The organism is Streptomyces exfoliatus, from assembly GCF_000725545.1.
Classification (GTDB): Bacteria; Actinomycetota; Actinomycetes; order Streptomycetales; family Streptomycetaceae; genus Streptomyces; species Streptomyces exfoliatus.
In genome coordinates, this window is the sequence record NZ_JNZP01000015.1 from 125,883 (window position 1) to 145,980 (window position 20,098).

Annotated in this window: 19 protein-coding genes; 2 read left to right on the forward strand and 17 right to left on the reverse strand. The window is 70.5% G+C overall.

The genetic code is table 11. From position 1 onward, the window contains the following. Positions 1-6: 6 nt before the first annotated feature. The 5 genes from rpsD to IO20_RS0118325 all read right to left on the reverse strand — a co-directional run bounded on the left by rpsD (position 7) and on the right by IO20_RS0118325 (position 5,159). Positions 7-621, reverse strand: a complete 615-nt coding sequence (gene rpsD, locus IO20_RS0118305) for a 30S ribosomal protein S4 (RefSeq protein ID WP_015032311.1) — start codon at positions 619-621, stop codon at positions 7-9. Positions 622-984: 363 nt separating this feature from the next. Beyond that, positions 985-2,337, reverse strand: coding sequence for a replication-associated recombination protein A (locus IO20_RS0118310; protein ID WP_030551887.1), 1,353 nt, complete (start codon positions 2,335-2,337; stop codon positions 985-987). A gap of 43 nt (positions 2,338-2,380) precedes the next feature. Further along, positions 2,381-3,007: a vitamin K epoxide reductase family protein gene (locus IO20_RS0118315; RefSeq protein WP_030551885.1), complete on the reverse strand. Its 627-nt coding sequence runs from the start codon at positions 3,005-3,007 to the stop codon at positions 2,381-2,383. A 164-nt stretch (positions 3,008-3,171) separates the two neighbouring features. Further along, positions 3,172-4,434 (reverse strand): histidine--tRNA ligase, encoded by a 1,263-nt coding sequence (gene hisS, locus IO20_RS0118320; protein WP_030551883.1) that lies wholly within the window; start codon positions 4,432-4,434, stop codon positions 3,172-3,174. 8 nt (positions 4,435-4,442) lie between these two features. Beyond that, positions 4,443-5,159: an MBL fold metallo-hydrolase gene (locus IO20_RS0118325; protein WP_030551881.1), complete on the reverse strand. Its 717-nt coding sequence runs from the start codon at positions 5,157-5,159 to the stop codon at positions 4,443-4,445. A gap of 161 nt (positions 5,160-5,320) precedes the next feature. Here IO20_RS0118325 and IO20_RS0118330 point away from each other — a divergent pair, with 161 nt between their 5' ends. Next, positions 5,321-6,124: a peptidylprolyl isomerase gene (locus IO20_RS0118330; protein ID WP_030551879.1), complete on the forward strand. Its 804-nt coding sequence runs from the start codon at positions 5,321-5,323 to the stop codon at positions 6,122-6,124. Between the two features lie 198 nt (positions 6,125-6,322). After that, complete coding sequence (locus IO20_RS0118335; RefSeq protein ID WP_030551878.1) at positions 6,323-7,552, forward strand: DUF349 domain-containing protein; 1,230 nt, start codon at positions 6,323-6,325, stop codon at positions 7,550-7,552. 67 nt (positions 7,553-7,619) lie between these two features. On the opposite strand, the gene IO20_RS0118340 is transcribed toward IO20_RS0118335, so the two are convergent. From IO20_RS0118340 to IO20_RS0118395, 12 genes are all read right to left on the reverse strand, one after another. Next, complete coding sequence (locus IO20_RS0118340; RefSeq protein ID WP_030551877.1) at positions 7,620-10,100, reverse strand: RelA/SpoT family protein; 2,481 nt, start codon at positions 10,098-10,100, stop codon at positions 7,620-7,622. Positions 10,101-10,302: 202 nt separating this feature from the next. After that, a complete protein-coding gene (locus IO20_RS0118345; RefSeq protein ID WP_030551876.1) occupies positions 10,303-10,854 on the reverse strand; it encodes an adenine phosphoribosyltransferase in 552 nt (183 codons plus the stop codon). Next, on the reverse strand, positions 10,851-11,933 hold the full coding sequence (gene secF, locus IO20_RS0118350; protein WP_030551875.1) for a protein translocase subunit SecF: 1,083 nt from the start codon (positions 11,931-11,933) through the stop codon (positions 10,851-10,853). Before secF ends, IO20_RS0118345 begins: the two co-directional genes overlap by 4 nt. Before the next feature lies 1 nt (position 11,934). Next, entirely contained in the window at positions 11,935-13,704 is a 1,770-nt protein-coding gene (gene secD / locus IO20_RS0118355; RefSeq protein ID WP_030551873.1) for a protein translocase subunit SecD, read from the reverse strand. 144 nt (positions 13,705-13,848) lie between these two features. After that, entirely contained in the window at positions 13,849-14,337 is a 489-nt protein-coding gene (gene yajC / locus IO20_RS0118360; RefSeq protein ID WP_030551871.1) for a preprotein translocase subunit YajC, read from the reverse strand. A 165-nt stretch (positions 14,338-14,502) separates the two neighbouring features. Further along, positions 14,503-15,591: a Holliday junction branch migration DNA helicase RuvB gene (gene ruvB, locus IO20_RS0118365; protein WP_030551869.1), complete on the reverse strand. Its 1,089-nt coding sequence runs from the start codon at positions 15,589-15,591 to the stop codon at positions 14,503-14,505. A 38-nt stretch (positions 15,592-15,629) separates the two neighbouring features. Beyond that, positions 15,630-16,262 (reverse strand): Holliday junction branch migration protein RuvA, encoded by a 633-nt coding sequence (gene ruvA / locus IO20_RS0118370; protein WP_030551867.1) that lies wholly within the window; start codon positions 16,260-16,262, stop codon positions 15,630-15,632. Continuing rightward, the gene (gene ruvC, locus IO20_RS0118375) at positions 16,259-16,822 is read right to left on the reverse strand and encodes a crossover junction endodeoxyribonuclease RuvC (RefSeq protein ID WP_030551865.1); all 564 of its coding nucleotides are present in this window, start codon (positions 16,820-16,822) and stop codon (positions 16,259-16,261) included. Before ruvC ends, ruvA begins: the two co-directional genes overlap by 4 nt. Positions 16,823-16,951: 129 nt before the next feature. After that, positions 16,952-17,704 carry a YebC/PmpR family DNA-binding transcriptional regulator gene (locus tag IO20_RS0118380; protein ID WP_030204558.1) on the reverse strand — a complete coding sequence of 251 codons (753 nt, stop codon included), beginning with the start codon at positions 17,702-17,704 and terminating at the stop codon, positions 16,952-16,954. 62 nt (positions 17,705-17,766) lie between these two features. Then, positions 17,767-18,360: a pyridoxal 5'-phosphate synthase glutaminase subunit PdxT gene (gene pdxT, locus IO20_RS0118385; RefSeq protein WP_030551864.1), complete on the reverse strand. Its 594-nt coding sequence runs from the start codon at positions 18,358-18,360 to the stop codon at positions 17,767-17,769. Between the two features lie 6 nt (positions 18,361-18,366). Beyond that, the gene (gene pdxS, locus IO20_RS0118390) at positions 18,367-19,290 is read right to left on the reverse strand and encodes a pyridoxal 5'-phosphate synthase lyase subunit PdxS (protein ID WP_030551862.1); all 924 of its coding nucleotides are present in this window, start codon (positions 19,288-19,290) and stop codon (positions 18,367-18,369) included. Between the two features lie 117 nt (positions 19,291-19,407). Then, positions 19,408-19,950: a membrane protein gene (locus tag IO20_RS0118395; RefSeq protein ID WP_030551860.1), complete on the reverse strand. Its 543-nt coding sequence runs from the start codon at positions 19,948-19,950 to the stop codon at positions 19,408-19,410. Between the last annotated feature and the right edge of the window lie 148 nt (positions 19,951-20,098).

Consider the following 20,098-nt stretch of genomic DNA (forward strand, 5'->3'; position numbering starts at 1 on the left):
CCGGGATCAGCGGGCGTAGTACTCGACGACCAGCTGCTCGTCGCAGATGACCGGGATTTCCTTGCGGTTCGGGTCGCGGTCGAGGCGGAAGGCCAGGGCCTTCAGGTTGACCTGCAGGTAGCGCGGGGTCTCACCGTCGGCGGCGAAGCCACCCTCGCGGGCCATCTCGAACAGCGGCTTGGTGCGGCTGCGCTCGCGGACCATCACGACGTCGTCGGGACGGACGCGGAACGACGGCTTGTCGACCTTGCCACCGTTGACCTGGATGTGGCCGTGGACGACCATCTGACGGGCCTGGTAGATGGTGCGGGCGATGCCCGAACGCAGGACCAGGGCGTCGAGGCGGCGCTCGAGCTCGACGACCAGCGCCTCGCCCGTCTTGCCCTCGGCCTTCTTGGCACGGTCGTAGGCGCGCGCCATCTGACGCTCGCTGATGTCGTACTGGGCGCGCAGACGCTGCTTCTCGAGCAGACGGACCTTGTAGTCCGAGTTCTGCTTGCGGCCACGGCCGTGCTCGCCCGGCGGGTAGGGGCGGGCCTCGAAGTACTTGACAGCCTTCGGGGTCAGCGCGATGCCGAGGGCACGCGACTTCTTGACCTTGGGACGGGACTGGTTCGGCATGAACCAACCTCTCTCTTCGTACGAAACGGCTTCACCAGGGTTAGGGGAGGTCGCATCCGCAGCCGGGAAACCCGTCTGGTCCGTACGAGACGGACCTGTCGGGCAGCCGCTCCCAGGTCTGGGCACATACGTGCAGCACGCGAACGGCCCACCGCCGCTCCCGGGATCCGGGTGGTGGTGGGTTGCCCGCGACACCTTCGAAGGTGCGCGACGCTCCTGGAAACCCCGCCCGAGGGCCGGGTCTCCGGCTGACTGTCCCGTTCTGGTGTGCCGACCGGGGTCGGACACGGGACGCAGCAATCCGAACCAGTGTACCGGGTGCGCGGGCGGCCCGTGCCCACCCTCCCCACGGCCGGGACGGCGCTACTCGTCGCCCTTCAGACGGGCTCGTACGCGCTCCACCACGTCGGCGTATCTCGCCTCCGCGCCGTAGCGCGTCGGCTCGTAGTACTGCTTGCCGTGGATCGCGTCGGGGGCGTACTGCTGGGCCGCGATGCCGCCCGGTACGTCGTGCGGGTAGACGTACCCCTGGGCGTGGCCGAGCTTGGCCGCGCCCTTGTAGTGGCCGTCGCGCAGGTGCGGCGGGACCGATCCGGCGAGGCCGTTGCGCACATCGGCGAGGGCGGCGCCGATGGCCGTCGTCGCGGCGTTCGACTTGGGGGCGAGGGCCAGCGCGATGGTCGCGTGGCTCAGGGTGAGGGCTGCCTCGGGGAAACCGATCATGGCGACGGCCTGCGCGGCGGCGACGGCGATCGGCAGCGCGTTCGGGTCGGCGAGGCCGATGTCCTCGCTCGCGGAGATCATCAGCCGGCGGGCGATGAACCGCGGGTCCTCCCCCGCCTCGATCATGCGCGCGAGGTAGTGCAGGGCCGCGTCGACGTCGGAGCCGCGGATCGACTTGATGAGCGCGCTGGCCACGTCGTAGTGCTGGTCGCCGTCCCGGTCGTACTTCACGGCCGCGCGGTCGACGGTCTCCTCGACGGTCTGGAGGGTGATCTCCGGTTCGCCCTTGGCGATGGCGGCGCCGGCCGCCGCTTCGAGGGCGGTCAGGGCGCGCCGGGCGTCACCGCCGGCGATGCGGAGGAGATGCGCCTCGGCGTCCGCGGGCAGGGTCACCGCCCCGCCGAGCCCCCGCTCGCCGGTGAGGGCCCGGGCCATGAGTCCGCGCAGGTCGTCGTCGGTCAGCGGCTCCAGGGTGAGGAGCAGCGAGCGGGAGAGGAGCGGGGAGATGATGGAGAAGTACGGGTTCTCGGTGGTGGCGGCGATCAGCGTCACCCAGCGGTTCTCCACGGCGGGCAGGAGCGAGTCCTGCTGGGCCTTGGAGAAGCGGTGGATCTCGTCGAGGAAGAGGACGGTCTCCTTGCCGTAGCCGCCGACCGCGCGCCGGGCCCCTTCGATGACGGCCCGGACCTCCTTGACGCCCGCGGTGATCGCGGACAGCTCCACGAACCGCTTGTCGGTCGCCTTCGACACCACGTACGCGAGGGTGGTCTTTCCGATGCCCGGCGGACCCCAGAGGATCACGGAGGAGGCGCCGGCGGGGCCGCCGCCCCCGTCCCCGACGAGGCGGCGCAGCGGCGATCCGGGCTTGAGCAGGTGCTTCTGGCCCACCACCTCGTCGAGGGTGCGCGGGCGCATCCGGACGGCCAGCGGGCTGCCGGCCGGGTCCTTCTCCTGCCGTTCTTCGGCTGCTGCGGTAAAGAGATCGGGCTCCACAGTCATGAAGCCTAGGTCACGGCACTGACAGAGCGCTCCGCCGTCAGCTGGTCCAGAAGTCCCACCAGCGGGTCAGGATCAGCATGCCGATGATCCCGATGTGCAGGACGGGCAGGATCCAGGTGAACTCGTCGAAGAAGGTCCTGAGGCCGCGGGGTGCGGGGATGACGCCGTACCGGACGTTGTGCGAGGTCACGTACCAGAACATGACGATGGTGGCGACCCAGGCCAGGCAGCACCAGAGGCAGAGCGAGTTGATCTCGTACAGCGACTGGTACATCAGCCAGGTGCAGAAGCCGACGCCGAAGAGGGTGCCGGCGTTGAGGCCGAGCCAGTACCAGCGGCGGTAGCGGGCTCCGGCGAGCAGCGCCAGGCCGATCGCGACGACCATGGCGTAGGTCACCAGGCCGAGCATCGGGTTGGGGAAGCCGAAGACCGAGGCCTGCTCGCTCTTCATGATGTTGCCGCAGGACACGATCGGGTTGAGGCTGCACCCCGGCGTGAAGTTCGGGTCCTCCAGGAGCTTGAACTTGTCGATCGTGATGACCCACGCGGCGAGCACTCCGGCCGCTCCGGTGATCACCAGCAGCCAGGCGAAGGCCCGGCTCGCACCGATCGTGCCGTCGCCGTCCCGGCCGGAGGCGGCTTCGTCCACCGCTGCCTTCGTCATGTCGCCGTTTTCCCTCGCTCGCTGGCCCCCTGGACACGGTCATTCTGCCGTACGGCGCCTCGCGTCCACCGTTCGCCGGGGATAAGTGAAGCGGCCATAAGGACACGCGGAGGGGCCCGGACCGGCGCGTGCGCGTGGTCCGGGCCCCCCGTCCGTACGGTCCGTCAGGCCAGCTTGGCCCGTACCGCGTCCAGGAGACCGTCCACGGGAACCGCCTGCTGCTCGCCGGACTCCATGTCCTTGAGCTGGACGACGCCCTCGGCGAGGTCGCGCTCACCGGCGACGACGGCGAGGCGGGCCCCGGAGCGGTTGGCGTCCTTCATGGCGCCCTTGAGGCCCTTGCCGCCGAAGGCGAAGTCCGCGGCGATGCCCTCCCTGCGCAGCTCGGTGACCTTGCCGAAGAGGAGGCGGCGCGCCTCGTCGCCGATGGCCACCGCGAAGACGCTGGTGGCGGCGGGGAGGTCGAGCTGGATGCCCTCCGCCTCCAGGGCGAGGACCGTGCGGTCCACACCGAGCGCCCAGCCCACGGACGGCAGCGCGGGGCCGCCGATCATCTCGGAGAGGCCGTCGTAGCGGCCGCCGCCGCCGACCGCCGACTGCGAGCCGAGACCGCCGTGGACGAACTCGAAGGTCGTACGGGTGTAGTAGTCGAGGCCGCGCACCAGCTTGTCGTCGTCCTCGAAGACGACGCCCGCCGCGGTGATCAGGGCGCGCACCTCCTCGTGGTACGCCTTGCACGCGTCGCACAGGTAGTCGCGCAGCAGCGGCGCGCCGACCAGCTGCTTCTGCACGGCCTCGCGCTTGTCGTCGAGGACGCGCAGCGGGTTGATCTCGGCGCGGCGACGGGTGTCCTCGTCGAGGTCGAGACCGCCGAGGAAGGACTGGAGCGCCTCCCGGTAGACGGGGCGGCACTCCTTGTCGCCAAGCGAGTTCAGCAGGATGCGGAAGTTCCGCAGGCCGAGCGAGCGGTACGCCTGGTCGGCGAGGATGATCAGCTCGGCGTCGAGCGCCGGGTCCTCCGAGCCGATCGCCTCGGCGCCCACCTGCGAGAAGTGGCGGTAGCGGCCCGCCTGGGCCCGCTCGTACCGGTAGTACGAACCCGAGTACCAGAGCTTGACGGGCAGGTTGCCCTGCTTGTGCAGGTTGGCCTCCAGGGCCGCCCGCAGGACGGAGGCGGTGCCCTCGGGGCGGAGGGCGAGCTCGTCGTTGCCCTTCGTGGTGAGGGTGTACATCTCCTTGGACACGATGTCGGTGGACTCGCCGACACCGCGCGAGAAGAGCTTGACGTCCTCGAAGCCGGGCGTCTCGACGTATCCGTAACCCGAGTTCTTCAGCGGGGTCGAGATCGCCTCGCGCACCGCCAGGAAGGTGGCGGAGCGCGGCGGGATCAGGTCGTACGTGCCCTTGGGGGCCTTGAAGGTGCTCACGTGAGTCGTCACATTCCTCGTCGGGGAGCGTCCGTGCTGCCGTTCCCTTGGCGAACTGAGGCCACGTCCCGCAGATAGGGGTTGGTGGCGCGCTCCTGGCCGATGGTCGTCTGGGGACCGTGTCCCGACAGCACCACGGTCGAGTTGTCGAGCGGCAGGCACACGCGTGCCAGCGACTCGAGCATGTCGTCCATGTCACCGCCGGGAAGGTCGGTGCGTCCGATGGAGCCGGCAAACAGCAGGTCCCCGGAGAAGAACACGGAGGGGATCTCCGTGGTCTCCGGCATCCTGAAGGTCACCGACCCCTTGGTATGACCGGGCGCGTGGGCGACGGAGAACTCCAGACCGGCGAGCTTCAGCTGGGCGCCGTCGGTGAGCTCGCGCACGTCGTCGGGCTCTCCCACGGTCAGCTCGCCCATGAGGGGCATCCCGATGGAGCGGCCGAGGGCCTTCTCCGGGTCGCTCATCATGTAGCGGTCGGACGGGTGGATCCACGCGGGGACGTCATGGGCGCCGCACACCGGGACCACGGAGGCGACGTGGTCGATGTGTCCGTGGGTGAGGACGACGGCGACGGGCTTGAGCCGATGCTTCTTCAGCGTCTCCTCGACGCCCTGGGCGGCCTGGTGGCCCGGGTCGATGATCACGCACTCCTCGCCTGCGGCGGGGGCGACCAGATAGCAGTTGGTCCCCCAGGCCCCGGCGGGGAACCCGGCAATCAGCACGTTCGTCCTTAGTTGTCGTCCGGCACGGGCGCGTAAATCCCGGAAATCACGGGATTCAGCAGATCAGAGCCTACCGGCGGTGCCGCTTCCACAGCCAACCCGTATACGGTACGGGCACATCCGGCCAGGACGGGAACAGACGAGCGACAGGAGCGGAACCGGTGGTCACCAGCGATCAGCGGCGGCGGCAGCTTGCCAGGGAGAAGTACCAGCGGCAGCAGCAGCGGCGGGAGGAGAACCGGCGCAAGGCGAAGCGCCGCAACACCGTCGTGGCCGCCGCCCTCGCCGTGGTCCTCGCGGCGAGCGGCGCCGTGTACGCGTCCGTGGCGCTGACGGACGACAACTCCCCGAAGGGCACGGACAGCGCGGCGGGCGACACCCCGACCAGCTCCGCGCCCACGCCCTCGGCGAGCGAGTCGGCGAGCCCCGAGCCGAAGCTGTCCGTGGACGCCAAGGCCACGTACACCATGGCTCTGAAGACCGGCGAAGGCGACATCACGTTCACCATGGACGCGGCGAAGACGCCGCGCACGGTGAACTCCTTCAAGCACCTCGCCGACAAGAAGTACTTCGACGGGACCAAGTGCCACCGGCTCACCACCCAGGGCATCTTCGTGCTCCAGTGCGGTGACCCCAAGGGCGACGGCACCGGCGGCCCGGGGTACACGATCCCGGACGAGAACCTGGACGCCCTGGGCAAGGCGGGCGCGGACGGCACCGTGACCTTCCCGGCCGGCACCGTGGCCATGGCGAACACCTCGCAGCCGAACACCGGCGGCTCGCAGTTCTTCCTCGTCTACAAGGACACCAAGCTGCCGCCGAGCTACACCCCGTTCGGGAAGATCGACGCGGCCGGTCTGAAGGTGGTCCAGGACGTGGCCGCGGCCGGTGTCGAGGGCGGCGCCACGGACGGCGCGCCGAAGACGGCCGTCACCATCGAGAAGGCGACCGTCACGAAGAAGTGAGTCGGGCGTCCGCACCCGCGCGACCGTCGAATCTCGGTCGCGCTGAGTGCGGACAGCCGGGCCGCCGTTCGCCTAGATTGGCGTTGTGCAGCGTTGGGCCGTCGGCCGCGCTGCGGAAGGCGGGCGAGGCCCGCCGGGAAACTGTGGACGATGCCCGGGGGGTACGACCCCGCGACGGCATCATGGTGAGGAGGCGCTGTGAGCAGCGACCCGTGGGGCCGCGTCGACGAGACGGGCACCGTGTACGTGCGGACGGCCGAGGGTGAGAAGGTCGTCGGATCGTGGCAGGCCGGCACCCCTGAGGAGGCTCTGGCCTACTTCGAGCGCAAGTACGAGGGCCTGGTGGTCGAGATCGGCCTCCTCGAGAAGCGGGTGGAGACAACCGACCTCTCGGCGAAGGACGCCACGACGGCGATCGAGCACATCCGGCAGCAGATCGACGAGCACCACGCCGTCGGTGACCTGGCCGCGCTCGGTGTCCGCCTCGACAAGCTCGTCGAGACGGTCGACTCGCGCCGTGAGGAGCGCAAGGCCCAGAAGGCGAAGCAGACCGACGAGGCTCGCGCCGCCAAGGAGCAGCTCGTCACGGAGGCCGAGGAGCTGGCCCAGAGCGAGCAGTGGCGCTCCGCGGGCGAGCGTCTGCGGGCGCTCGTGGACACCTGGAAGGGCCTGCCCCGGCTCGACCGCAAGTCCGACGACGAGCTGTGGCACCGGTTCTCGCACGCCCGCTCGGCGTTCTCGAAGCGCCGCAAGGCCCACTTCGCCTCGCTGGACGCCCAGCGCGAGGACGCCCGCAAGGTCAAGGAGCGTCTGGTCGCCGAGGCCGAGTCGCTCTCCGGCTCCACCGACTGGGGCACCACGGCGGCCCGCTACCGCGATCTGATGGCGGAGTGGAAGGCGGCCGGCCGCGCCCAGCGCGAGCACGAGGACGATCTGTGGAACCGCTTCCGCGGCGCCCAGGACGTCTTCTTCGCGGCGCGTGGCGAGGTCTTCGCCGAGCGGGACGCGGAGCAGACCGAGAACCTCAAGCTGAAGGAAGAGCTCGCGACCGAGGCCGAGAAGCTGCTGCCGGTGACGGACCTGAAGGCGGCGCGTGCGGCCTTCCGCTCCCTCAACGAGCGGTGGGAGGCCGTCGGGCACGTGCCGCGTGACGCCCGTCCCAAGGTCGAGGGCCGGATGCACACGGTGGAGCGGGCGATCCAGGAGGCCGAGGAGGCCGAGTGGCGCCGGACGAACCCGGAGGCACGCGCGCGTGCCGCGGGTCTGACCGGTCAGCTGCAGGACGCGGTCGAGAAGCTGCGCAAGCAGATCGACGCGGCCCGTGCCGCGGGCAACGACGCCAAGGCCGACAAGCTCTCCCGTGAGCTGGAGGGCCGACAGGCCCTGCTCGACCAGGCCCTGAAGGGCCTGGAGGAGTTCGGCGGCTGAGCCTCCCGACCGTACGACCGACGAAGGCCCCCCGGCAGTGAGCCGGGGGGCCTTCTCGTAGCCGCTGTTACGGCCTGCGGGCCGAGGTCACGCGGTACACGTCGTAGACGCCCTCCACGCCCCGTACGGCCTTCAGGACGTGGCCCAGGTGCTTCGGGTCGCCCATCTCGAAGGTGAAGCGCGAGGTGGCCACCCGGTCTCGGGAGGTCTGGACGGCCGCGGAGAGGATGTTGACGTGCTGGTCCGAGAGGACCCGGGTGACGTCCGAGAGCAGCCGTGACCGGTCGAGCGCCTCGACCTGGATGGCGACCAGGAACACCGAGGACTGGGTCGGGGCCCACTCGACCTCCAGGATCCGCTCCGGCTCCCGGGAGAGCGACTCCACGTTGACGCAGTCGCTGCGGTGGACCGATACGCCGCTGCCGCGGGTGACGAAGCCGATGATCGGGTCGCCGGGCACGGGGGTGCAGCAGCGGGCCAGCTTCACCCAGACGTCCTCGACGCCCTTGACGACGACACCGGGGTCGGAGCTGGAGCGGCGCTTGGAGCGGCCGCGGGTGGGCGGCGCCGCCTCGTCGATGTCCTCGGTGGCGGCCTCCTCGCCGCCGAGCGCCTGGACCAGCTTCTGCACGATGGACTGGGCGGTGACATGGCCCTCGCCGATCGCCGCGTACAGCGAGGAGATGTCGCTGTAGCGCAGCTCGTGGGCGAGGGTGACGAGGGAGTCGCCGGTCAGGATCCGCTGGATCGGCAGGTTCTGCTTGCGCATGGCCCGCGCGATGGCGTCCTTGCCCTGCTCGATGGCCTCGTCCCGGCGTTCCTTGGAGAACCAGGCGCGGATCTTGTTGCGGGCGCGCGGTGACTTGACGAAGCCGAGCCAGTCGCGGGAAGGCCCCGCGCCGGCGGCCTTGGAGGTGAAGACCTCGACCAGGTCGCCGTTGTCGAGGGTCGATTCGAGCGGTACGAGGCGCCCGTTGACCCGCGCTCCTATGGTGCGGTGGCCGACCTCGGTGTGCACCGCGTACGAGAAGTCGACGGGAGTGGCTCCGGCGGGCAGCGCGATGACGTCGCCCTTGGGCGTGAAGACGAAGACCTCGTTGCGGGAGAGGTCGAAGCGCAGGGACTCCAGGAACTCGCCGGGGTCCTCGGTCTCCTTCTGCCAGTCGAGGAGCTGACGCAGCCACGCCATGTCGTTGAGGTGGTCGTCCTTGCCGGTCTTCCTCGGCACGTCGGTGCGCACCTTGGAGGCGCCGGCGGAAGGGTCCTGCTTGTACTTCCAGTGGGCGGCGATGCCGTACTCGGCGCGCCGGTGCATGTCGAAGGTGCGGATCTGCAGCTCGACGGGCTTGCCGTTGGGTCCGATGACCGTCGTGTGCAGCGACTGGTACATGTTGAACTTCGGCATCGCGATGTAGTCCTTGAACCGGCCGGGGACCGGGTTCCATCGCGCGTGGACGGTGCCGAGGGCCGCGTAGCAGTCCCTCACCGTGTCGACGAGGACACGGATGCCCACCAGGTCGTAGATCTCCGCGAAGTCACGGCCGCGGACGATCATCTTCTGGTAGACGCTGTAGTAGTGCTTGGGGCGCCCGGTGACGGTGGCCTTGATACGGGCGGCGCGCAGGTCCGTCTGGACCTCGTCGGTCACTATCGCGAGGTACTCGTCCCGCTTGGGGGCGCGCTCCGCGACGAGCCGGACGATCTCGTCGTACATCTTGGGGTAGAGGATCGCGAAGGCGAGGTCCTCCAGCTCCCACTTGATGGTGTTCATGCCCAGCCGGTGCGCCAGCGGGGCGTAGATCTCCAGGGTCTCGCGGGCCTTCTTCTCCTGCTTCTCCCGCTTGAGATAGCGCATCGTGCGCATGTTGTGCAGGCGGTCGGCGAGCTTGATGACCAGGACGCGCGGGTCCTTGGCCATGGCGACGACCATCTTGCGGACGGTCTCCGCCTGGGCGGCCTCGCCGAACTTGACCTTGTCGAGCTTGGTGACGCCGTCGACGAGGAGCGCGACCTGGTCGCCGAAGTCCCGGCGCAGGGTGTCGAGGCCGTACTCGGTGTCCTCGACGGTGTCGTGCAGGAGCCCGGCCATCAGGGTCGCCGGGTCCATGCCGAGCTCGGCGAGGATGGTGGTGACCGCGAGCGGGTGCGTGATGTACGGGTCGCCGCTCTTGCGCTTCTGGCCGCGGTGCCAGCGCTCGGCGACCTGGTAGGCCCGCTCGATCTGGCGGAGCGTGGCCGTCTCGATCTTGGGGTCGTTGGAGCGGACGATCCGCAGCAGCGGTTCGAGGACCGGGTTGTACGGGGAGGAACGCTGGACGCCCAGCCGGGCGAGACGGGCGCGCACGCGGTTGGACGAGCCGCCGGAGCGGCCGGGCGTGGCCGGGGCGGGCCGCGCGGGGGCCGGGGCCTCGGGCGCGGGCGACGCGGACGCGGCAGGCGCGGGCCCGGTCTCCGCGGGCTTGTTCTCGGGCGTGCCGGTCCCCTGCGCGGCCTTGTCGGCCTTCGGGTCGGGCTGCGCGGCGGAGAGTGGCTGGGCCTCGTCTGGCAAGAGCGCTCCTCGTGCGGTGCCGGGTCCCCCGGTCAGGCCCGGAAAGCCCATGGTATCGAGCCGGGGGTCGCGATGCGCACGCGGCCGGTGGGCGGACGACCCCGCACGTGCGGGCCCTCGTCCCGGGCCCCGGACGGGGACACCCGGGAAAACGGCGGGGGCGCCCCGGGGATTCCCGGGGCGCCCCTTCCGTGCGAGGTGATCAGACCTGGATCAGCGCCGTGAGCGGAGCGCCGTTCAGGGTCGGCTCCAGACGGGCACGGCCCGGGAGGAAGCCGAGTTCCATCAGGACGGCCACGCCCGCGACCTCGGCGCCCGCGCGCCGGATGAGCTCGATGGAGGCCTCGGCCGTGCCGCCGGTGGCGAGGACGTCGTCGATGACCATGACGCGGTCGCCCGCCTGCAGGTCCTCGGCGTGCACCTCGATCTCGGCGGTGCCGTACTCCAGCTCGTACGCCTGGCGGAGCGTCGCCCCGGGAAGCTTGCCGGCCTTGCGGACCGGGATGAAGCCCAGGCCCGCGCGGACGGCCACCGGGGCGGCCAGGATGAAGCCGCGCGCCTCGAGGCCGACGATCTTCGTCGCGCCGTGCGCGGAGCACAGCGCGGCGAGGGCGTCGGTGAGCGCCGTGAACGCCTCCGGGTCCGCGAGCAGCGGCGTGATGTCCTTGAACAGCACGCCCGGCTTCGGATAGTCGGGTACGTCGCGGATGCGGCTCAGCAGGAGTGCGGTGACGTCCTGGACCTCGGCGGTCATCCTCGGTGCTCCGGCGCGCGGCCGTGGCGGCCCGCCCGCGGGCCGATGACGGCGATCTCGCCCTCGTCGGCGTACGAGTTGTCCGTCCCGTCCGGCGACTCGCCCTGGGCGGCGGCACTGGCCCGCTTGGCGAGGATGCGCTTCTTGAGGGCCTTGATCGCCGGCTCGCGCTCCTTGAGGTCGGCGACGAGCGGGGTGGCGATGAAGATCGAGGAGTACGCACCGGCGGCGAGACCGACGAACAGCGACAGCGAGATGTCGTTGAGCATTCCGGCGCCGAGGACACCGCCACCGATGAACAGCAGGCCGGCGACCGGCAGCAGCGCGACGACGGTGGTGTTGATCGAACGGACCAGGGTGCCGTTGATCGAGCGGTTCGCCAGCTCGCTGTACGTGAAGCGGGTCTGCTTCGTGATGTCCTTCGTCTGTTCCTTGAGGGAGTCGAAGACGACGACCGTGTCGTACAGCGAATATCCGAGAATGGTCAGCAGACCGATCACCGTACCGACCGTGACCTCGAAGCCGACCAGCGAGTAGATGCCCACCGTGATCGTGAGGTCATGGATGAGGGCGATGAGCGCCGCGACCGCCATTCTCCACTCGAAGGCGATGGCCAGGTAGATCACCACGAGGATCATGAAGACCCCCAGGCCCGTCCAGGCCTTGTTGGCGATCTGCTCGCCCCAGCTCGGGCCGACGAGCTCCGCCGCGATCTTGTCCTCGGGGACGTTGAGGTCCTTGGCCAGCTCCGAGCGGACCTGGTCGGACTGCGCGGTGTCGAGGCCGCCGACCTGGATGCGCAGGGAGCCGTTGCCGAGCTGCTGGACGATCGCGTCGTGGCCGGAGGCCTCTTCCGCGTACTCCTGGGCCTGGCTGACGGAGACTTCCGACTTCGGGGTGGTGAAGACGGCGCCGCCCTGGAACTCGATGCCCATGTTGAGGCCGCGGACGGCCAGGGCGACGATGGCGGTGATGGTGATCAGGATGGACAGGCCATACCAGATCTTGCGGTTGCCGATGAAGTCGTAACCGACCTCACCGCGGTGGAGCCGGGCGCCGAGATCGCCGAGCTTCGACATCTCACGCCTCCTTCGGGTCGGCAGCGGCAGGGGCAGTGGCACGGCGGGCGCGGCGCAGCGGCGGCTTGGCGCCGAGACGCTTCGGGTCGAGACCCGACCACGGGTGACCGTTGCCGAAGAACTTGGTCTTCGCGAGCATCGTCATGACCGGCTTGGTGAAGAGGAACACCACCACGACGTCGAGCAGGGTGGTCAGGCCGAGCGTGAACGCGAAGCCCTGGACCTTGCCGACGGTGACGAGGAACAGCACGGCCGCGGCCAGGAACGACACGAAGTCGGAGACCAGGATGGTGCGGCGGGCGCGCGGCCAGGCGCGCTCGACGGCCGGGCGGAGCGTACGGCCCTCGCGCAGCTCGTCTCGGATGCGCTCGAAGTAGACGATGAACGAGTCCGCGGTGATACCGATGGCGACGATGGCGCCGCAGACGGCCGGCAGGTTCAGCGCGAAGCCGATGGCCGGGCCGAGCAGGGCCATGATCACGTAGGTGAGGAGCGCGGAGACGCCGAGGCTGAGGATGGCGACCAGCGACAGGCCCCGGTAGTACGCGACCAGGTAGACGATGACCAGTCCGAGACCGATGGCGCCGGCGATGAGGCCGGCCTCCAGCTGGTCACCGCCGAGGGCGGCGGTCACGGTGTCGACGCTCTGTGTCTCGAACGTCAGGGGCAGGGCACCGTAGGACAGGATGTTGCCGAGGTCCTGCGCCGACTGCTGGTTGAAGTTGCCGGAGATCTCCGCACTGGCGCTCAGCGTCGTGCGCACCGACGGAGCCGAGACGACCTCGCCGTCCAGGACGATCGCGAAGCGGTTCTGCGGGTCGGTCTGGGACGCCAGCTTGCTGGTGATCGCCTGGAACTTCTTCGAGCCCGCGTCCGTGAACTCCATGTTCACGATCCACATGCCGCGCTGCGGGTCGAGGGCGCCCTTGGCGTCGTCGACGTCCTTGCCGTCCACCGCGGCCGGGCCGAGCAGGTACTTCGACCAGATGCCCGGGGCGTCCTCGCCACAGGCGACGGTGGGCTCGGTCGGCTTGACGCCCTGACCGGCGGCCGAGCGCTGCTTGGGGTCGAGGCAGTTCAGGGTGGCGAACTTCTGCTCCAGCGCCGCCTGGGCGGCGTCGGGCGTCGGGGTCGCCTGCGGGGTCCCGGTGGCCTTCGGCGTAGTGGACGACGAGGCGCTTCCGGTGGGCGTCGGGGTCGGGGCCTTGAGGGCCTCGGTGAGCGCACGGCCCTGCGTGGAGGCGGTGGCCGTCGGGGTCGCCGACTTCTCGCCCGCCGTCGCGCCGGAGGCGGAGGGGGACGGCTTCGGCGGGGCCGACGGGGAGCCGGAGGAGCTGGCGGTCGGCGCCGGCTGCGGCGCGGCGGCCGCCACGGCGAGAACGGGCCGGAAGTAGAGCTGGGCGGTGGTACCGACCTGCTCCCGGGCCTGCTTCTCGTTCGTCCCGCGAGGGATGTTGACGATGATGTTCTCGCGGCCCTGCGTCTGGACCTCGGCCTCGGAGACGCCGAGACCGTTGACACGGCGCTCGATGATGCCGACGGCGGTGTTCATGTTGGTCTCGTTGACCGCCGACTCCTGGCCAGGCTCAGCCTTGGCCTTGAGCGTGATCGACGTACCGCCGGCGAGGTCGATGCCCAGGCGCGGGGTGGTGTGCCCCGACCAGAACATGCCGCCGGTGAGCGCGACCATGGCGATCAGGATGAGTGCCAGGGCGCGGCCCGGCCGGCTCTGTCCCCCCGCCGGCCTTCGGCCCTTCTTCGGTGCTGCCACCTGTCGTATCTCCCTGTCCAACCGTCTCGCGCCGGGTATGCGTGAGACGGCCACGAAGTGTGTGTGGGGACCTGCCCCCGCAGACGTGGAACCGTTCCGGGGACCGCGCGCGCCGGTGGGCGTGCGCGGTGCTCCCGGCCGCGACTACTTCGCGTCGGTCTCGCCTTCGGCCTTGCCGTCCTTCTGGCCCTCGGTGGCGGCGTCGGCCGCGTCCTTCTTCGTCAGATCGGCCTTGGCGGCCGCGTCGTCCGTGTCGGCGGCCTTGGCGGTCTCCGTGCCCTCCGTGGCCTCGGCGGCCTCGGTCAGCGACGAGGCGTCGTCCGGGACGACGGCGTCGGAGTCCGACTCGTCGTCGCCGTGGACGATGCGGTTGTACTCGGAGTCCTCGAGGACCGCGCCGATGGCGTTCTTGGCGTAGACGGCGTGCACGCCGGGCGCGACTTCGAGGAGGACGGTCTCGTCACCGATCTCCTTGACGGTGGCGTACATCCCCCCGATCGTGCGTACGCCGGTGCCGGGCTGCATCTCGTTGCGCATCTGCGCCGCCGCCTGCTGCTTCTTCTTGGCAGAGCGGGTCATCAGGAACATGGCCCCGATGAGGACGATGAAGGGGAGGAGGGTCACGATGCTCACGGGACGGGTTTCCTTCGCACGGTCGCGGAGAACCCGCGGCCTGATCTTCGGGGGTGGGCGCGCCGACCAGAAAGGGCGGCATCGGCGGAGTCTAGGCGAGTCCGCATCGATGGAACAACGTCCAGCATCGCACCCCGGTTCCTGTCCGGGCGAGTGTCGACACCGTCACGCCCCGAAGAGCCCCTGTTGTCCGCTTCCTCTCCCGCCCGGGCCCGCTGCCTGCGGCGGAGCCAGTCCGAGGTGGGTCCAGGCCGCCGGAGTGGCGACCCGGCCACGGGGTGTGCGGGCCAGCAGACCTTCGCGTACGAGGAAGGGTTCGGCGACCTCCTCGACGGTCTCCCGCTCCTCCCCCACCGCGACCGCGAGGGTGGACAGACCGACCGGTCCGCCGCCGAAGAGCTTGAGCAGGGCCTCCAGGACGGCGCGGTCGAGCCGGTCGAGGCCGCGGCCGTCGACCTCGTACACCCTGAGGGCCGCCTCGGAGATCTCGCGGGTGATCACTCCGTCGGCCCTGACCTGCGCGTAGTCGCGGACGCGACGCAGCAGACGGTTGGCGATGCGGGGGGTGCCCCGGGAGCGGCCGGCGATCTCGGCGGCGCCGGCCGCGTCGATCTCGACGTCGAGGAGTCCTGCGGAGCGGTGGATCACCCGCTGGAGCTCGGCCGGGTCGTAGAACTCCATGTGGCCGGTGAAGCCGAAGCGGTCGCGCAGCGGCGGCGGCAGGAGTCCGGCGCGGGTGGTGGCGCCGACCAGGGTGAAGGGCGGGAGTTCGAGCGGGATGGCGGTGGCGCCGGGGCCCTTGCCGACGATGACGTCGACGCGGAAGTCCTCCATCGCCATGTAGAGCATCTCCTCGGCGGGCCGGGACATGCGGTGGATCTCGTCGAGGAAGAGGATCTCGCCCTCCTGGAGGGAGGAGAGGATCGCGGCGAGGTCTCCCGCGTGCTGGATGGCGGGGCCCGAGGTGATGCGGATCGGGGCGTTCATCTCGGCCGCGATGATCATCGACAGGGTGGTCTTGCCGAGGCCGGGGGCGCCGGAGAGCAGGACGTGGTCGGCGGTGGCGCCGCGCTGGCGGGCGGCCTTGAGGACCAGGTCGAGCTGCTGGCGGACCTTCTCCTGGCCGACGAACTCGCTGAGGTCCTTGGGGCGCAGGGCCGCCTCGACGGCCTGGTCGTCGCCCTCGGCGGCGGCGCCGACGATGCGCGCCTCGGCGTCCGCGGCCTCGGCGGTGGTGTCGTCGTCCCAGTTCACGGTGGATGCCTTCTCGTTCGTACGGGGTGGGCCGCGGGTCAGCGGGCGCGGTTGAGGGTCTGCAGGGCGGCGCGGAGCAGCTGCGGTACGGGGGCGGCGCCGGTCTCCGCGATGGCGGCCTCGGCCTGCGGTGCGACGGCGCCCACGGCCTCCTCGGCCTCGCGGCTCTGGTAGCCGAGGCCGATCAGGGCGGCGGTCAGCTGCTCGGTCCACGGCGCGGGTCCGGGGGCCGCGGCGCGCTGGGCACCGACGAGGCCGCTGCTGCCGAGCGGGCTGCCGAGCTTGTCCTTCAGTTCGAGGAGGAGTTTCTGGGCACCCTTCTTGCCGATGCCGGGCACCGCGGTGAGGGCCTTCTCGTCCCCGGTGGACACGGCGAGGCGCAGGGCGTCGGGGCTGTGCACCCCGAGCATGGCCTGCGCGAGGCGGGGGCCGACGCCGCTCGCGGTCTGGAGGAGCTCGAAGACCTGGCGCTCGTCGTCGTCGGCGAAGCCGTACAGGGTGAGGGAGTCCTCACGGACGACGAGGGAGGTGGCGAGCCGGGCGTCCTGCCCGATCCGGAGTCCCGCGAGCGTTGCCGGGGTGCACTGGACGGCCATGCCGACACCGCCGACCTCGATCACGGCCGTGGTGGGGGCGAGGGCGGCGACCGGGCCGCTGACGAAGGCGATCATCGGGTTCGGCCTTTCACTGCGGACGTCTGCTGGGCGACCGCCTGCTGGAGACGGTTCTGCGCGACGGCCTGCTGGAGACGGTTCTGGGCGGGGGCGCGCCAGATGTGACAGATGGCGAGGGCGAGGGCGTCGGCGGCGTCGGCCGGCTTGGGCGGGGCGGCGAGCCGGAGCAGCCGGGTCACCATGGCGCCGACCTGCGCCTTGTCGGCGCGTCCACTGCCGGTGACGGCGGCCTTGACCTCGCTCGGGGTGTGCAGGGCGACGGGGATGCCGCGGCGCGAGGCGCAGAGCATGGCGACGGCGCTCGCCTGTGCCGTGCCCATCACCGTACGCACGTTGTGCTGGCTGAACACCCGCTCCACGGCGACGAGTTCGGGTGAGAAGCGGTCGAGCCACTCCTCGATGCCGCGCTCGATGCCGACCAGGCGGACCCCGATGTCGTCGTCCGCCGCGGTCCGCACCACGCCGACGCCGAGCATGGTCAGCGGTCGTCCGGCGACGCCCTCGACGACGCCGACACCGCACCGGGTCAGACCGGGGTCCACCCCGAGAACACGCACGCCGCCCCCTCCACCGATTCCATCGATCACCTGTTTGTGCAGGCTATCGGCTGCCACCGACAACGCCGCACGAACGACAGCGGGCCGACGGGGGTGTGTCCCCGTCGGCCCGCTGCGGAGCGGCCGCGATCAGGCGTCGACCTTCTCCATGACCTCGTCGCTGACGTCGAAGTTGGCGAAGACGTTCTGCACGTCGTCGCTGTCCTCCAGCGCGTCGATCAGCTTGAACATCTTGCGCGCGCCCTCTTCGTCGAGCTCGACCTGCATGGTCGGGACGAAGCTGGACTCGGCGGAGTCGTAGTCGATACCGGCCTCCTGGAGGGCGGTACGGACCGCCACCAGGTCGGTGGCCTCGCTGATGATCTCGAACGACTCACCGAGGTCGTTGACCTCCTCGGCGCCCGCTTCGAGAACCGTCTCCAGGACGTCGTCCTCGGACAGCTCGCCCTTGGGGAGCACGACGACGCCCTTGCGGTTGAACAGGTACGAGACCGAGCCCGGGTCGGCCATGGAGCCGCCGTTGCGGGTCATGGCCACGCGCACGTCGGAGGCGGCGCGGTTGCGGTTGTCGGTGAGGCACTCGATGAGCACCGCGACACCGTTCGGGCCGTAGCCCTCGTACATGATCGTGGCGTAGTCGGCGCCGCCGGCCTCGAGACCCGCCCCGCGCTTGAGCGCGGAGTCGATGTTCTTGTTCGGGACCGACTGCTTCTTCGCCTTCTGGACGGCGTCGAACAGCGTCGGGTTACCGTCCAGGTCGGCGCCGCCCGTACGGGCCGCGACCTCGATGTTCTTGATCAGCTTCGCGAAGAGCTTGCCGCGCTTGGCGTCGATCACGGCCTTCTTGTGCTTCGTCGTAGCCCATTTAGAGTGGCCGGACATCTGCCTGTCTCCTTCGCGTAACCCATTACTGAACGAACCCCAGAGATCCTACCGGGATCGGATCAGCGCGCGGCGCGCACCATGTCGACGAACAGGGCGTGGATGCGGTGGTCCCCGGTGAGTTCCGGGTGGAACGAGGTCGCGAGCGCCCGGCCCTGCCGTACGGCGACGACATGGCCCTCGTGCTCGGCGAGGATCTCGACCTCGGCGCCGACGGACTCCACCCAGGGGGCCCGGATGAAGACGCCCTCGACGGGCCCGTCCTCGATGCCCGCCACGGTGACGCCGGCCTCGAAGGACTCGTTCTGCCGCCCGAAGGCGTTGCGGCGGACGATCATGTCGATGCCGCCGAAGGTCTCCTGGCCCGAACGCGGGTCGAGGATCTTCTCGGCGAGCATGATCAGACCGGCGCAGGTGCCGTAGACCGGCAGACCGGCCGCGATGCGCTCGCGGAGCGGCTCCGCCATGCCGAACAGGTCGGCCAGCTTGGAGATGGTGGTGGACTCACCACCGGGGATGACCAGGCCGTCGATCTCGGCGAGTTCCTCGGGGCGCCTCACCGGCCTGGCCACGGCGTCCGCCGCGGCCAGGGCGATCAGGTGCTCCCGTACGTCGCCCTGCAGGGCCAGGACACCAATCACGGGAGAGGGGTTCATCGGTGCTTACCAGCCACGGTTGGCGTAGCGCTCGGACTCGGGGAGGGTGTCGCAGTTGATGCCGACCATGGCCTCGCCCAGGTTGCGGGAGGCGTCCGCGATGATCTTCGGGTCGTCGTAGAAGGTCGTGGCCTTCACGATGGCGGCGGCGCGCTTGGCCGGGTCGCCCGACTTGAAGATGCCGGAGCCGACGAAGACGCCCTCGGCGCCGAGCTGGCGCATGAGCGCGGCGTCGGCCGGGGTGGCGACGCCACCGGCGGAGAACAGCACGACCGGCAGCTTGCCGAGTTCGGCGACCTCCTTGACCAGCTCGTACGGGGCGCGCAGGTCCTTGGCGGCGGCGAACAGCTCGTTGTTGTCGAAGCCGCGCAGGCGGGCGATCTCGTTCTTGATCTGGCGCAGGTGACGGACGGCCTCGACGACGTTGCCGGTGCCGGCCTCGCCCTTGGAGCGGATCATGGCCGCGCCCTCGGCGATGCGGCGCAGGGCCTCGCCCAGGTTGGTGGCGCCACAGACGAAGGGGGTCGTGAAGGCCCACTTGTCGGAGTGGTTGACCTCGTCGGCCGGGGTGAGGACCTCGGACTCGTCGATGTAGTCGACGCCGAGGGACTGCAGGACCTGGGCCTCGACGAAGTGGCCGATGCGGGACTTGGCCATGACCGGGATGGAGACGGCGCCGATGATCTCTTCGATCATGTTCGGGTCGGACATGCGGGCCACGCCGCCGTCCTTGCGGATGTCCGCGGGGACCCGCTCCAGGGCCATGACGGCCACGGCGCCGGCGTCCTCGGCGATCTTCGCCTGCTCGGCGTTGACCACGTCCATGATCACGCCGCCCTTGAGCTGCTCGGCCATGCCGCGCTTCACACGGGAAGTGCCGATCGCAGAGGACTCAGCGGACTGGGGGGAAACGGAAGGCGTGGTGGACACGGGGTACCTCACTCGTGACAACGGGGGTTGACGACTAGGTCGAGGAAACAGTCCACCTGGGGTCCACAGCAAGGGCCAATGTGGACCCGGTGGATCGTTTTCGCAGGTTACGGGGTGTCAGACCGGGCGATCGGCAAGGGCCACCGGCGGCTCGTCGTCCATTTCGAAGGCCAGCGGGAAGGGCGCGTGGCCCGCGAGCCGGAACCAGCGGACCTTCCGGTGGCGGCGCAGGGCGCGGGCGGCCCGTACGGAGTCGTTGTGGAAGCGGCGGGCCATCGGCACCCGGCGGACGGCCTGCGCCAGCTCTCCCGCGGCCTCCTCGCCGCCGGGGGCAGCCCGGACGACCTCCATCTGCTCGGGCTCGCCGAACACGGCCCGCAGCGCCTGGCTGAGCTCGCTCTCGGCGACCTCCCGATGGTCCTCCTCCGCCTGCCGGGCGGCGTGCGCGGCCTCGTACAGCACGATCGAGGCGGCCGGATCGAGCACACCGGAGGTGGCCAGCTCCTGGGTGACCGAGGCCCGGCGCAGCAACTGGGCGTCCAGGGCCGCCCGGGCCGCGTCGATACGGGAGTGCAGCCGGTCGAGCCGTCCGGCGGTCCAGCTGAGATAGACGCCGATGAGGATCAGCGCGACGACGGTCCAGATCAGGGTTTCGGTCACGGGCGCACAGGCTACCGGGGCCGGCCGCCGCTACCCCCGTTGTGGGCAGGCGTTCCGCCGGGGCGGAACGGGTGGGCACAACGGAACGGCGTCCCTTGCCGGGGCGCCCACACGGCGGTGGAAGGGTGACCGGCGGACCTCCCCACGC